Here is a 12965-nt window from a genome sequence, read left to right as displayed (position 1 = left end):
ATGTCCACACCGAAGTCCTCACCCAGCCGCAGGGCGACGCTGCTCGCCTTCGCCGGGGTCGCGGCGGGCGGCGCGCTGCCGCTCGCCGCGACGGCCCCGGCGGCCGCCGCCCCGGTCCCCACGGCCGACCCGCCGCTGGTGCCGTCGCCGCTGCCCGGCCTGCCCGACCCCCGGCGCCCGCTGCACACCGATCCGACCGACGCCTGGCACTTCGCCCCGCACCCGGCGGGGCCGCTGACCACCCGCGCGATCGCCGGCGGCCTGGAGGTCAGCGACGGCGCGGGCGTGCTCGCCACGCTCACCACCGGAGCGCGGACGGTGACGGTGCGCGGGCCGAAGCGCTGGTTCACCGAGCAGAAGCAGCCGGTCCTGGACGACTTCGGCCGGGTCCCGCCCAAGGGCGGCTGGGGCATGTCGCCGGGCGGCGGCGGCTGGTCGCACATCAACGGCGCCGACGCCGACTACACGGTGGAGGGCGGCCAGGCCGTCATCACGTTCACCGCCGCCGACAGCAGCCGGTTCTCGCTGCTCCCCGACTACGCCATCGGCGATGTGAACGTCCGCGCCCGGTTCTCCTTCGACAAGCGGCCGGTGGGCGCCAACGTCTCGCTCGGCCTGGTCTTCGGCGCCGAGGACGTGAACAACCACTACCGGGCCCGGCTGGTCCTCACCCCCGCGGGAGAGGTCCAGCTCGTGCTGGAGAAGGAGCTGGCGGACCAGGCGTCCACGCTCGGCGCGGCCGTCACGGTCGGCACCGGCTACGCCGCCGGCGAGCAGTGGTGGGTCCGGGTCGAGCGGACCGGCGACCTGATCCGGGCCCGGGCCTGGAAGGACGCGACCGAGCCGGCCGCCTGGACGCACACCGTCACCGACGCCTCCTTCCCGGTCGGCGCGGTCGGCGTCCGGGGGCTCGCCCACAAGAACGCCACCGTGCCGCTGCGGGCCCGGGTCGACGCGTTCCGGATCGAGACGGCCATCTGGCCCGACCCGCCGCTCGTCACCCACGACACCTGGGTACGGGTCCTCCCGGAGCCCTTCGCGGGCGCCTGGACGACGGCCCTGGAGCAGCGGATCACCGCCTGGGCCGGGGACACCTCGCCCGACGCCCTCGCCTACTGCGCGATGTACCAGCCCTACGCCCCGGCCGTCACCCGGGACGGCCGGCAGGTGCTCGGCACGTCCGAGTACAGCAAGGCCGACCCGGCCACCGGGCTGCGCACGGTCGGCGCCGACTTCCAGGAGTACCTGGGGATCCCCTGGTCCTTCCCCGTCTTCGGGGAGCGCGACCCGGAGCCCGAGTTCTTCCGCTGCCTCGACTGCTCGGGCTTCGTCCGGATGGTCTTCGGCTACCACCTGGGCCTGCCGATGCTCCACGAGTCGGCGGACGCCGGCAGCAGCGGCCTGGCCCGCACGTCCTCGAAACTGGCGGTCGCCGCCCCCGGCGTGAAGATCGCCGAGAGCGCGGTCGGCGAGACCCCGCCGCTCGACGGGCTGCGCATCGGGGACACGGTCTACTTCGACACCGACACGACGACCGACGAGCCGGGCGGCCACGTCGGCATCTACCTCGGCCCGGACGCGTACGGCAAGCGCCGCTTCGTCTCCAGCCGCAAGTCGCCGAACGGGCCGACCCTCGGCGACGTCGGCGGCAAGTCGATCCTCGACGGCCGGCCCAACGTCGTCGAGAACGGAAAGATCGTGAAGAAGGGCGACGTCTACACCGTCACGCTCCGGGTGATCCGCCGCTTCTGACCCGCGCGCCCCCTCCGTGCCGCGGCGTTGATCCGGTAAACCGACTTGTCGGGTATGAACGGATTCCCCGCGCGCACGGAGGTGCCCCCTGTCCGCCGAGACCCTCGACCGCCCGGTGTCCGCCGCCGTCCCGGTGCCGACCGTCCGGCGGGTGCCCCGCTGGCGGGCCTCGCTGCACCGGGCGGCGCCCGCGCTCGGGCTGTTCGCGGCCGCCCGGCTCACCGGGACACTGGTGCTCGCGCTGTGGGCCTGGCACGTGGGGCGGTCGCCGCGGGCGCTGCTCGCCAAGTCCTGGGACTCGGACTGGTACACCCGGATCGCCGCGCACGGCTACGGGCGCACCCTGTTCTGGCCGGACGGGGGCGCCCAGTCGGACCTGGCCTTCTTCCCGCTCTACCCGGGACTCGTGCGGGCCGTGGCGAGCGTGCTGCCGGTCGCGTACGGGACGGCGGGGCTGCTGCTGTCCTGGCTGGCGGCCGGGGCGGCGGCCTGGGGGATCTACCTGGTCACCGAGCGGATCGCGGGGCGGCCGGCGGCCGTCGTGCTGGTGCTCCTGTGGGGGTTGCTGCCGCACGCGGTGGTGCTGACCATGGCGTACACCGAGCCGCTGATGACCGCCTTCGCCGCCTGGGCCCTGTACGCCCTGCTGACCCGCCGCTGGCTGCTGGCCGGCGCCCTCGCCTCGCTCGCCGGGCTCTCCCGGCCGAACGGGGTGGCGGTCGCCTGCGCCGTCCTCGCGGCCGTCGCCCTGGAGCTGTGGCGGCGGCGCGGCCGGGCGGGGTGGCGGCCCTGGGCGGGCGCCGCCCTGGCACCGGTGGGCTGGGCCTCGTACGTGCTGTGGGTGGGGGCGCGGCGGGGCGATCTGCTGGGCGGCTACTTCGCCGTGCAGGAGGGCTGGACCTCGCGCTTCGACTTCGGGCGGGGCGCGCTGCGCTTCGTACGGGACATGGTGGCGAAGGGCCCGACCGAGTTCGGCTTCGTGATGGCGCTGGTGATCACGGGCGTCGGGGTGCTGCTCTTCGCGCTGCTCGCGCTGGTGGAGCGCCCGCCGCTGCCGGTGCTGGTCTACACGGGCGTGCTGGTGCTGATCACCGTGGGCGGTTCGGGCTTCTTCGAGTCGAAGCCGCGCTTCCTGCTGCCGGCCTTCCCGCTGCTGCTGCCGGCGGCCCTGGCACTGACGAGAGCCCGGCCACGCGCCGCGATCCTGGTGGTCGCGGGCCTGGCCGGGCTCTCGTTCGGCTACGGGGTGTACGTGCTCACGCTGGCACGCATGGCCCTGTAGGAGTCAGGAGCGGCGATTCACTCGCCGGCCTCGCCGGACTCCTTGCCCTCCGGGGCCTCCAGACCGAACTGCTCGACGACCCACTTGTCGAACTCGATCGACGCGCGGACCCAGCTGACGGTGGAGGACACGAAGTGCTCCAGCGACACGCCGGTGCCGATCAGCATCTGGGCCTCACCGATGAGACGGAGGGTGGCGGAGCCGTCCTCCTCCTCGTGCAGGTGGGTGTAGACCTTGGGCCACAGGGTGCGCCGGTTCCAGTCGTCGATCGCGTCGAGGACCTTGGCGCGGTCGTCCGCGGCGTGCGGACGGTCGTAGAACGTGCGGACGGAGAAGACCTGCTGGTCGTCCTCGCCGCGGAACATGAAGTACGTGCGGAATTCCTCCCACGGCGCCGCGAGGTCACCCTCGTCGTCGACGACGTACTTCAGCTCCATCTGGTCGAGGAGCTGCTTCACCAGGTCCTGGTCGGGAACGACGGGGCCCGCCGGTCCTGCGGCCTGAGGCTGGGGCTGTCCCCCGAAATTCGGAATCGAGGACGGGTCGATGCTCACCGGGATTTCCCTTCGTACGGATGTGGCCATCCTCCCTCATGCCGGGCGGGGCGTGGCAAGCCCCCACGGCGCGTATCCGCTGCAAGCTGATCCGCGCCGCGGGGGCCGCCCCCGAGGGGCCGCTCAGACCGAGGCCCGCCCCACGATCAGACCGTCCTCGAAGCGGTCCACCCGGACCGTGTCCCCGTCGCGGACCTCGCCGGACAGGATCTCCCGGGCGAGCCGGTCGCCGATCGCGGTCTGGATCAGGCGGCGCAGCGGGCGGGCGCCGTAGGCCGGGTCGTTGCCCTCCTGGGCGAGCCAGGCCAGGGCCTCGGGGGTGACCTCCAGGGTGAGCCGGCGGTCGGCGAGGCGGCGGGCCAGGCGGTCGATCTGGAGCCGCGCGATGCGGCCCAGCTCGTCCTGGTCCAGGGCGGAGAAGACGACGATCTCGTCGAGCCGGTTCAGGAACTCGGGCTTGAAGCTGGCCCGCACCACGTCCAGGACCCGCTGCCGCTTCTCGTCCTCGGGGGTCCCCTGGTCGACCAGGTACTGGCTGCCCAGGTTGGAGGTGAGGATCAGGATCGTGTTGCGGAAGTCGACCGTGCGGCCCTGGCCGTCGGTGAGGCGCCCGTCGTCGAGGACCTGGAGCAGGACGTCGAAGACCTCCGGGTGGGCCTTCTCCACCTCGTCCAGGAGCACCACGCTGTACGGGCGGCGGCGGACGGCCTCGGTGAGCTGGCCGCCCTCCTCGTAGCCGACGTAGCCGGGGGGCGCGCCGACGAGGCGGGCGACGGAGTGCTTCTCGCCGTACTCCGACATGTCGATGCGGACCATGGCCCGCTCGTCGTCGAAGAGGAAGTCGGCGAGGGCCTTCGCCAGCTCGGTCTTGCCGACGCCGGTGGGGCCGAGGAAGAGGAAGGAGCCGGTGGGCCGGTCGGGGTCGGCGATGCCGGCCCGGGTGCGGCGCACGGCGTCGGAGACGGCCCGGACGGCCTCGCTCTGGCCGATCAGGCGGCGGCCGAGCTCGTCCTCCATGCGCAGCAGCTTCTGCGTCTCGCCCTCCAGCAGGCGGCCGGCCGGGATGCCGGTCCAGGCGCCGACGACGTCGGCGATGTCGTCGGGGCCGACCTCCTCCTTGACCATGGTGTCCTTGGCGGCCTCGCGCTCGGCCTCGGTGGCCTCGGCCAGCTCGCGCTCCAGGGTCGGGATCTCCCCGTAGAGCAGCTTGGAGGCGGAGTCGAAGTCGCCGTCGCGCTGGGCGCGCTCGGCCAGGCCGCGGAGCTCGTCGAGCCGCTCCTTCAGCTCGCCGACGCGGTTGAGGGACTGCTTCTCCTTCTCCCAGCGGGCGGTGAGCCCGCGCAGCTCCTCCTCGCGGTCGGCGAGGTCGCGGCGCAGCTTCTCCAGGCGCTGGAGGCTGGCCTCGTCGGTCTCCTTGGAGAGGGCGAGCTCCTCCATCCGGAGCCGGTCGACGGAGCGCTGGAGCTCGTCGATCTCGACGGGCGAGGAGTCGATCTCCATGCGGAGCCGGCTGGCGGCCTCGTCGACGAGGTCGATGGCCTTGTCGGGCAGGAAGCGGGAGGTGATGTACCGGTCGGAGAGGGTCGCGGCGGCCACCAGCGCGGAGTCGTTGATCTGCACCTTGTGGTGGGCCTCGTAGCGTCCCTTGAGGCCGCGCAGGATGGCGACGGTGTCCTCGACGCTCGGCTCGGCGACCAGGACCTGCTGGAAGCGGCGCTCCAGGGCGGGGTCCTTCTCGATCCGCTCGCGGTACTCGTCGAGGGTGGTGGCGCCGACCATGCGCAGTTCGCCGCGGGCCAGCATCGGCTTCAGCATGTTGCCGGCGTCCATGGCGGAGTCGCCGCCGGCGCCCGCGCCGACGACGGTGTGCAGCTCGTCGATGAAGGTGATGATCTGGCCGTCGCTCTCCTTGATCTCGGAGAGGACGGTCTTCAGCCGCTCCTCGAACTCGCCGCGGTACTTCGCGCCGGCGACCATCGCGCCGAGGTCGAGCGAGACCAGCCGCTTGCCGCGCAGCGACTCGGGCACGTCGCCCTTCACGATCCGCTGGGCCAGGCCCTCGACGACGGCGGTCTTGCCGACGCCGGGCTCGCCGATGAGGACGGGGTTGTTCTTGGTGCGGCGGGAGAGGACCTGCACCACGCGCCGGATCTCGTGGTCGCGGCCGATGACCGGGTCCAGCCTCCCCTCGCGGGCGGCGGCGGTGAAGTCGGTGCCGAACTTCTCCAGGGCCTTGTACGAGCCCTCCGGGTCGGCGGTGGTCACCCGGCGGGCGCCCCGGCTCTTCTCGAAGGCGTCCTGGAGCCGGGCGGCGGTGGCGCCCTGCCCGTCGAGGACCTCGCCGGCCCGGCCGCCCTTGGCGGCGACGCCGATGAGCAGGTGCTCGGTGGAGACGAAGTCGTCGCCCAGCTTCTTCGCGCGCTCGGCGGCGTCGGCGATCACCGCGAGGAGCTCGCGGCTGGGCTGCGGGGGCGCGACCGTGGACCCGGTGACGCTGGGCAGGGCGGCGAGCAGCCGCTCCGCGCCGGAGCGCACGGCGGCCTGGTCGGCCTCGACCGCGGCGAGCAGGTCCGTGAGGTTCTCGTTGTCCGTGCCTGCCAGCAGGGCCAGCAGCACATGTGCGGGGGTGAGGTCGGCGTGCCCCTGGGACACGGCGCGGCTGCTCGCCGCGTTCAGCGCGTCCCGGCTCCTGTTGGTCAGTTCGGCGTCCACGTGCGGTGTCTCCTCCTGCGAGCTCTGTGTTCCTTGCCTGACGGTGTTGCCTCATCCAACATACACAAAGTTGAGCCTATTCCGCTCAAGGTATCGGCAAGGGTCTCCGCGGAGGTAGTTTCCGGGCATGGCGACTGACCCGAGGAACCCCGGCGACTCGTATCTCAGCTTCTGGCGCGAGTACCACATGTGCACCCTGACCACCCCCCGGCCGAACGGCACCCCGCACGTGGTGGCGGTGGGCGTCACGTACGACCCGGAGAACGGGCTGGCGCGGGTGATCACCAACAAGCACAGCCGCAAGGTCGCGAACGTCCTGGCGGCGGGCCCGGAGGGCGCGAAGGTGGCGGTCTGCCAGGTCGACAAGGGGCGCTGGGCCACCCTGGAGGGCGTCGCCGTGATCCGCACCGAGGCGGACGTGGTCGCGGACGCGGTGGACCGCTACGCGGAGCGCTACGGCCGGGTCCCGGCCCCGAACCCGGACCGGGTCGTCATCGAGATCGCGCTGACCCGCGCGATGGGCCGGGCCTGAGGCGCGGCCGGGGCGGGCGAGGCGCGCCCGGCACCCGGCACACCCGGCACCCGGCACCCGGCACCCGGCACCCGGCACCCGGCACCCGGCACCCGGCCGGAGATGCACAACGGCGCCATCGCGTTTCAGGTCCGCGATGGCGCCGCTGTGTGGGGGAAGTACCTGAGCGATCTACAACGACGGGGGAATCGCTCAGGCACTGCGGGGGGTGGCGGTGATGGTCTCGGGTTCGACCAGCTGGTGGTCCCGCTGGTCGAGGTTGACGAAGATCATGCCGTACCGGATGGCACAGCGGACGGGCTGCGGGGCGCCTCGGGGCCGACGCAGGCACCGGTAGGCACGGACGTCCTCGTCCTGCTCCCGGGCCACGACGATCGGTTCTCCGAAGAGGGTGACCATCAGCGAGTCGCCACGGTGGGGGATGGCCGTGACGAGATCGACGAAGTGCCACCCGGACCGGTAGGCCGAAGCCATCTCCCGCCGGAAGGTCCGGTCGTCCGGGGGCACGGTCATGCGTCCGCGTCCGCCGGGCTGGAGTCCCACACGGGGTCGAGCTGGCCGGCCGGGGCGAAGTCCCAGACGGGGTCGATCGGTGCCGCGACGACCTTGGCGGGCGTGCTGTCCCACACCGGGTCGCTGACGGCCAGCGCTCCTACTGCCGCCGCCCCAATGAAGACGGAAGCAAGTATCGAGCGAAGCAGTTTCGTGGACATGAGCGGCTTCGACCTCACTTGATGGTTTCCTCTCCCCCGCGTACAAGACGATGGCTCAGTCTTTGCGCTGGCACCACTGGGGCAATGCATCATGTTCCTGAAATACAGGATCCTGGGGGGTGTGCATATGCCGCAGAAACCGACAGACCCGACACATCCTCACGGGCATGTCGACCTCTGTGCAGCCGGAACGGACTTGTACGCAAGTGCGTTGCGGATCGGACGAATAACCAGGAGTGAGGCAGAAGCCGCACCCTGCCTCATGGATCTCGACCTGTTGCATCCGGATCCGGACGATCCGTCCTGGCTGCGACCCGTCCCCCCCTCCGCGGCGCTCGCCCGGCTCGTCCAGCCCCTGGAGCGCGAGATCCAGGACCGCCGGGCCATGGCCATGGGCCTGTCCAGCACGTTCGAGCCGTTCATGGCGATCAGCGCCCAGGACCCCTCGACCACCCACGCCATCACCGTGCTCGAAGGCATCCACCGCATCGACGCCGTCCTCGGCCGGGCCACCGCCGAGTGCTCCCAGGAGCTCCTCACCGTCCAGCCCGGCGGCGGACGCAGCGAACACACCCTCAGCACCGCGCTCAACCGCGTCCAGCCGCTCCTCGACCGCGGCGTGCGGGTGCGCACCCTCTACCAGCACACCGTCCGCCACAGCCCCGGCATGCAGGTCTACCTCGAACGGGCCGGCATGGACCGGCTCCAGGTCCGCACCCTGGAGGAGAGCATCGAGCGGCTCATCATCATCGACCGCTCCGTCGCCCTCATCCCGGCCCGCCAGGACCGCCAGGTCGCCCTGGAACTGCGCCACCCCGGCCTCGTGGAGTACCTGGCGACCGTCTTCGAGCAGTCCTGGGCCCGCGCCACCCCCTTCGGCGAGCAGGTCCCGGGCGCCCAGCGCAGGGACGGCATCAGCGGCGTCCAGCACTCCATCGCCAAGCTCCTCGTCGAGGGCCACGTCGACGAGGCCATCGCCCGCCGCCTCGGCATGAACGTGCGCACCTGCCGCGCCCACATCGCCAAACTCGCCGCCACCCTCGGCAGCGGAAGCCGCGCCCAGCTCGGCTTCCTCATCGCCCAGTCCGGCATGCTCGACGAGGCCCCCTCCGCCGATGGGGAGGGGGCCTCGGGAGCGCTCTGAGGGCGCCGGGAAAAGGCCGCGGAGGGCTGCGAGGGGCTACTCGCCGCGCTTGTGGCCCGGGCGCCAGACGACCAGGGCACTGGCCTGCTGGACGTCCGTGTACGGCACCAGGTCGCGCCGGTACGAGGCGTGGACCTGGGCCTCGCGCTGGCGCATCGCCGCCGCCGCGCCCTCGACCGCGGTCGACAGCTCGGCGATCCGGCTCTGCAGCGCCGCGACCTGGTTCTCCAGTTCGATGATGCGCTTGATGCCGGCCAGGTTGATGCCCTCGTCCTGCGACAGCTGCTGCACCTGGCGGAGCAGCTCGATGTCGCGGGCCGAGTAGCGGCGCCCACGGCCCGCGGTGCGGTCCGGGGACACCAGGCCCAGGCGGTCGTACTGACGCAGGGTCTGCGGGTGCAGGCCGGAGAGCTGGGCCGCCACCGAAATGACGTACACCGGCGTCTCGTCGGTCAGCTGGTACGGGTTGCGGCGGCGGTCCATGTCCTCAAGCTCCCTTCGCGGCCTGGAACAGCTCTGCCCTGGGGTCCTCGTCCGCGGTGGCCTCGCGGTAGGTCTCCAAGGCCTCGCGGGCCTTGTCGTCCAGGTCCTTCGGCACCGCGATCTCCACGGTCACGAGGAGGTCGCCGCGCGTGCCGTCCTTGCGGACGGCGCCCTTGCCACGGGCCCGCATGGTGCGCCCGTTGGGCGTGCCGGCGGGCAGCTTCAGGGTGACCGGGGGGGCCGCCCAGCGTCGGCACCCTGACCTCGCCGCCGAGCGCCGCCTCGTCGAAGCTGACGGGCACCGTGACGGTGAGGTTGTCGTCCCTGCGGCCGAACACCGGGTGGGCGTCGACGTGCACGACGACGTACAGGTCGCCGTTCTGCCCGCCGCGCTCGCCCGGGGCGCCCTTGCCGCGCAGCCGGATCTTCTGGCTGTCGCTCACGCCCGCCGGGATGCGGACCTGCATGGTCCGCGAGGACTTGGCCCGGCCGCTGCCCTTGCAGACCTCGCAGGGGTTCTCCGCGATCAGGCCGCGCCCCTTGCAGTCCACGCACGGGTCGGTCAGCGAGAAGCCGCCGCCGCTGCCCCGCGAGACCTGCCCGGTGCCGACGCAGGTCGGGCACACCCGGGGGGTGCCGTTCTTGTCGCCGGTGCCCGAACACGCCTTGCACGGCTGCTGGCTGGACATCCGCAGCGGCACGGTCGCGCCCTCGATGGCCTCGGTGAAGCTGAGCGTCACCTCGGACTCGATGTCCTGCCCGCGGCGCGGCTGCGTGCGGGTGCCCGCACCGCCGGCGCCCCGGTTGAACAGACCGCCGAAGACGTCCCCGAGACCGCCGCCGCCCCCGAAGCCACCGGCTCCGCCGGGGCCCTGGGCACCGCCGAAGAGGTCGCCCAGGTCGAAGTTGAACGAGCCGCCCGCCCCGCCGGGGCCGGCGCGGAAGCCGCCGTTGCCGAACAGGGCGCGGGCCTCGTCGTACTCCTTGCGCTTCTTGGGGTCGCCGAGGACGTCGTTCGCCTCGGAGATCTCCTTGAAGCGCTCCTCCGCCTTGGCGTCGCCCTTGTTGGCGTCCGGGTGGTTCTCGCGGGCGAGCTTCCGGTACGCCTTCTTGATCTCGGCGTCGGTGGCGTCCTTGGGGACGCCGAGAACCTTGTAGTAGTCCTTCTCGACGAAGTCCTTCGTACTCATCGACGTCCCTCCTTCCGGACGGTCACTGCGTCACCCCTCTTCGGGGGCACCGCTCTCCTCGTCGGCCTTCTTCTCGTCCTTGCCGGCCGGGGCCGCGCCCGGCTGGGGCTCGGCGACGGCCACGCGGGCGGGCCTGATGGTCCGCTCGCCGATCCGGTACCCCGGCTGCAGGATCGCCACGCAGGTCGTCTCGGTGACGTCCGGCGCGTACGAGTGCATCAGGGCCTCGTGGATCGTCGGGTCGAAGGGCTCGCCCTCCTTGCCGAACTGCTGCAGGCCCATCTTGGCGGCGACGGTCTCCAGCGACTCGGCGACCGACTTGAAGCCGCCGAGCAGCTCGCCGTGGTCCCGGGCCCGGCCGATGTCGTCGAGCACCGGGAGCAGCTCGGTCAGGAGGCTCGCCACGGCGATCTCCTTGACCGTCACCCGGTCCCGCTCCACGCGGCGGCGGTAGTTCTGGTACTCGGCCTGCAGGCGCTGGAGGTCCGCCGTGCGCTCGGTGAGCGCCGTACGGGACTGGTCCAGCTGTGCCAGCAGGGCCACATCACTCGCGTCCCCGGCCGGGGCCGCCCCCTCCGCCTTGTCGGCGGGGGCGGCGGCAGCGGCGGTCTCGGGCTCCTCGGGCGTGCCGTCGGCGGGGACTTCGGGCTTCTCCTCGAAGCCCGGGGTCTCCTCCGACATCAGGCAGCGCCGCCCTTCGGCTTCTCGTCGTCGACGATCTCGGCGTCGACGACGTCGTCGTCGGCCTTGGCCTGCTGGGCACCCTCGGCGCCGGCGGCACCCTGGGCGGCCTGGGCGTCGGCGTACATCGCCTGGCCGAGCTTCTGGGAGACGGCCGCGACCTTCTCGGTGGCGGTGCGGATCTCCGCGGTGTCCTCGCCCTTGAGCTTCTCCTTCAGCTCGGCGACGGCGGTCTCGACCTCGGTCTTGACCTCACCGGGGACCTTGTCCTCGTTGTCCTTGAGGAACTTCTCGGTCTGGTAGACGAGCTGCTCGCCCTGGTTGCGGGTCTCGGCGGCCTCGCGGCGGCGGTGGTCCTCCTCCGCGTACTGCTCGGCCTCCTCGCGCATCCGGTTGACCTCGTCCTTCGGCAGCGAGGAGCCGCCGGTGACGGTCATCTTCTGCTCCTTGCCCGTGCCCAGGTCCTTCGCGGTCACGTGCATGATGCCGTTGGCGTCGATGTCGAAGGCGACCTCGATCTGCGGGACGCCGCGCGGGGCCGGCGGGAGACCGGTCAGCTCGAACATGCCGAGCTTCTTGTTGTACGCCGCGATCTCGCGCTCGCCCTGGTAGACCTGGATCTGCACGGACGGCTGGTTGTCCTCGGCCGTCGTGAAGATCTCGGACCGCTTGGTCGGGATCGTGGTGTTGCGCTCGATGAGCTTGGTCATGATGCCGCCCTTGGTCTCGATGCCGAGGGACAGCGGGGTCACGTCGAGGAGCAGGACGTCCTTGACCTCGCCCTTGAGGACACCGGCCTGCAGGACGGCGCCGATGGCGACGACCTCGTCCGGGTTCACGCCCTTGTTGGCCTCGTTGCCGCCGGTCAGCTCCTTGACGAGCTCCGCGACGGCCGGCATGCGGGTCGAGCCGCCGACGAGGACCACGTGGTCGATCTCGGACAGCGCGATGCCGGCGTCCTTGATGACGTTGTGGAACGGGGTCTTGCAGCGGTCCAGGAGGTCCGCGGTCAGCTGCTGGAACTGGGCGCGGGTGAGCTTCTCGTCCAGGTGCAGCGGGCCCTCGGCGGAGGCCGTGATGTAGGGCAGGTTGATCGTGGTCTCCGTGGAGGAGGAGAGCTCGATCTTGGCCTTCTCGGCGGCCTCGCGCAGACGCTGGAGGGCCATCTTGTCCTTGGACAGGTCCACGCCGTGGCCGTTGGCGAACTGCTTCACCAGGTAGTCGACGACGCGCTGGTCCCAGTCGTCACCACCGAGGTGGTTGTCACCGTTGGTGGCCTTCACCTCGACGACGCCGTCGCCGATCTCCAGGAGGGACACGTCGAAGGTGCCGCCACCGAGGTCGAAGACGAGGATCGTCTGGTCGTCCTTGTCGAGGCCGTAGGCCAGGGCGGCCGCGGTCGGCTCGTTCACGATGCGCAGGACGTTGAGGCCCGCGATCTCACCGGCCTCCTTGGTGGCCTGGCGCTCCGAGTCGTTGAAGTACGCGGGGACGGTGATGACCGCGTCGGTCACCTTCTCGCCCAGGTACGCCTCGGCGTCGCGCTTCAGCTTCTGCAGGATGAACGCCGACATCTGCTGCGGGTTGAAGTTCTTCCCGTCCAGCTCGATCTTCCAGTCGGTGCCCATGTGGCGCTTCACGGACCGGATGGTCCGGTCGACGTTGGTGACCGCCTGACGCTTGGCGACCTCGCCGACGAGCACCTCGCCGTTCTTGGCGAAGGCGACGACGGACGGCGTGGTCCTGGCGCCTTCGGCGTTGGTGATGACGGTGGGCTCGCCGCCTTCGAGAACGCTGACGACGGAGTTAGTGGTGCCCAGGTCGATGCCGACCGCACGTGCCATTTCGATTCCTCCAGCTGACTGACTTGAGTGGAACTGACTCAAGGATGCACGAGGACCCGATCCGAGTCAACAGACCTG

The 12965-nt window shown here is 71.7% G+C and carries 11 protein-coding genes and 1 pseudogene; 4 read left to right on the top strand and 8 right to left on the bottom strand.

Annotated features, from left to right (window positions below; genetic code table 11):
- Both ABD981_RS21510 and ABD981_RS21505 read left to right on the top strand, forming a co-directional pair.
- Entirely contained in the window at positions 1 to 1752 is a 1752-nt protein-coding gene (locus tag ABD981_RS21510) for an NlpC/P60 family protein (RefSeq protein WP_123954927.1), read from the top strand.
- A 115-nt stretch (positions 1753 to 1867) separates the two neighbouring features.
- A complete protein-coding gene (locus tag ABD981_RS21505; RefSeq protein WP_382748455.1) occupies positions 1868 to 3034 on the top strand; it encodes a glycosyltransferase family 39 protein in 1167 nt (388 codons plus the stop codon).
- Between the two features lie 17 nt (positions 3035 to 3051).
- On the opposite strand, the gene ABD981_RS21500 is transcribed toward ABD981_RS21505, so the two are convergent.
- Both ABD981_RS21500 and clpB read right to left on the bottom strand, forming a co-directional pair.
- A complete protein-coding gene (locus ABD981_RS21500) occupies positions 3052 to 3588 on the bottom strand; it encodes a type III secretion system chaperone family protein (RefSeq protein WP_046910331.1) in 537 nt (178 codons plus the stop codon).
- A 123-nt stretch (positions 3589 to 3711) separates the two neighbouring features.
- Positions 3712 to 6300, bottom strand: coding sequence for an ATP-dependent chaperone ClpB (gene clpB, locus ABD981_RS21495; RefSeq protein ID WP_046910330.1), 2589 nt, complete (start codon positions 6298 to 6300; stop codon positions 3712 to 3714).
- A 127-nt stretch (positions 6301 to 6427) separates the two neighbouring features.
- Here clpB and ABD981_RS21490 point away from each other — a divergent pair, with 127 nt between their 5' ends.
- Positions 6428 to 6832 carry a pyridoxamine 5'-phosphate oxidase family protein gene (locus ABD981_RS21490; RefSeq protein ID WP_046910329.1) on the top strand — a complete coding sequence of 135 codons (405 nt, stop codon included), beginning with the start codon at positions 6428 to 6430 and terminating at the stop codon, positions 6830 to 6832.
- A gap of 192 nt (positions 6833 to 7024) precedes the next feature.
- Here ABD981_RS21490 and ABD981_RS21485 read toward each other — a convergent pair whose 3' ends face one another.
- Both ABD981_RS21485 and ABD981_RS21480 read right to left on the bottom strand, forming a co-directional pair.
- Positions 7025 to 7345 carry a Rieske (2Fe-2S) protein gene (locus ABD981_RS21485; RefSeq protein ID WP_046910328.1) on the bottom strand — a complete coding sequence of 107 codons (321 nt, stop codon included), beginning with the start codon at positions 7343 to 7345 and terminating at the stop codon, positions 7025 to 7027.
- Positions 7342 to 7545: a hypothetical protein gene (locus ABD981_RS21480; protein WP_131723916.1), complete on the bottom strand. Its 204-nt coding sequence runs from the start codon at positions 7543 to 7545 to the stop codon at positions 7342 to 7344. Before ABD981_RS21480 ends, ABD981_RS21485 begins: the two co-directional genes overlap by 4 nt.
- Before the next feature lie 127 nt (positions 7546 to 7672).
- Here ABD981_RS21480 and ABD981_RS21475 point away from each other — a divergent pair, with 127 nt between their 5' ends.
- Positions 7673 to 8689, top strand: a complete 1017-nt coding sequence (locus ABD981_RS21475) for a helix-turn-helix transcriptional regulator (protein ID WP_205628260.1) — start codon at positions 7673 to 7675, stop codon at positions 8687 to 8689.
- A gap of 36 nt (positions 8690 to 8725) precedes the next feature.
- Here ABD981_RS21475 and ABD981_RS21470 read toward each other — a convergent pair whose 3' ends face one another.
- The 4 genes and pseudogenes from ABD981_RS21470 to dnaK form a co-directional block, all read right to left on the bottom strand.
- Positions 8726 to 9172 (bottom strand): heat shock protein transcriptional repressor HspR, encoded by a 447-nt coding sequence (locus ABD981_RS21470; RefSeq protein WP_046910326.1) that lies wholly within the window; start codon positions 9170 to 9172, stop codon positions 8726 to 8728.
- A gap of 4 nt (positions 9173 to 9176) precedes the next feature.
- A pseudogene (gene dnaJ / locus ABD981_RS21465) lies at positions 9177 to 10362 on the bottom strand (molecular chaperone DnaJ).
- A 30-nt stretch (positions 10363 to 10392) separates the two neighbouring features.
- Positions 10393 to 11043, bottom strand: coding sequence for a nucleotide exchange factor GrpE (gene grpE, locus ABD981_RS21460; protein ID WP_046910324.1), 651 nt, complete (start codon positions 11041 to 11043; stop codon positions 10393 to 10395).
- Entirely contained in the window at positions 11043 to 12887 is a 1845-nt protein-coding gene (gene dnaK / locus ABD981_RS21455) for a molecular chaperone DnaK (protein WP_046910323.1), read from the bottom strand. The genes grpE and dnaK overlap by 1 nt, the downstream gene beginning before the upstream one ends.
- Positions 12888 to 12965: the final 78 nt, after the last annotated feature.

Origin of the sequence: Streptomyces showdoensis, from assembly GCF_039535475.1 — a bacterium.
In the GTDB taxonomy this organism is placed as follows: Bacteria; Actinomycetota; Actinomycetes; order Streptomycetales; family Streptomycetaceae; genus Streptomyces; species Streptomyces showdoensis.
The sequence above is the reverse complement of the archived record's forward strand: the minus strand, read 5'-3'. Positions and strand labels throughout refer to the sequence as shown.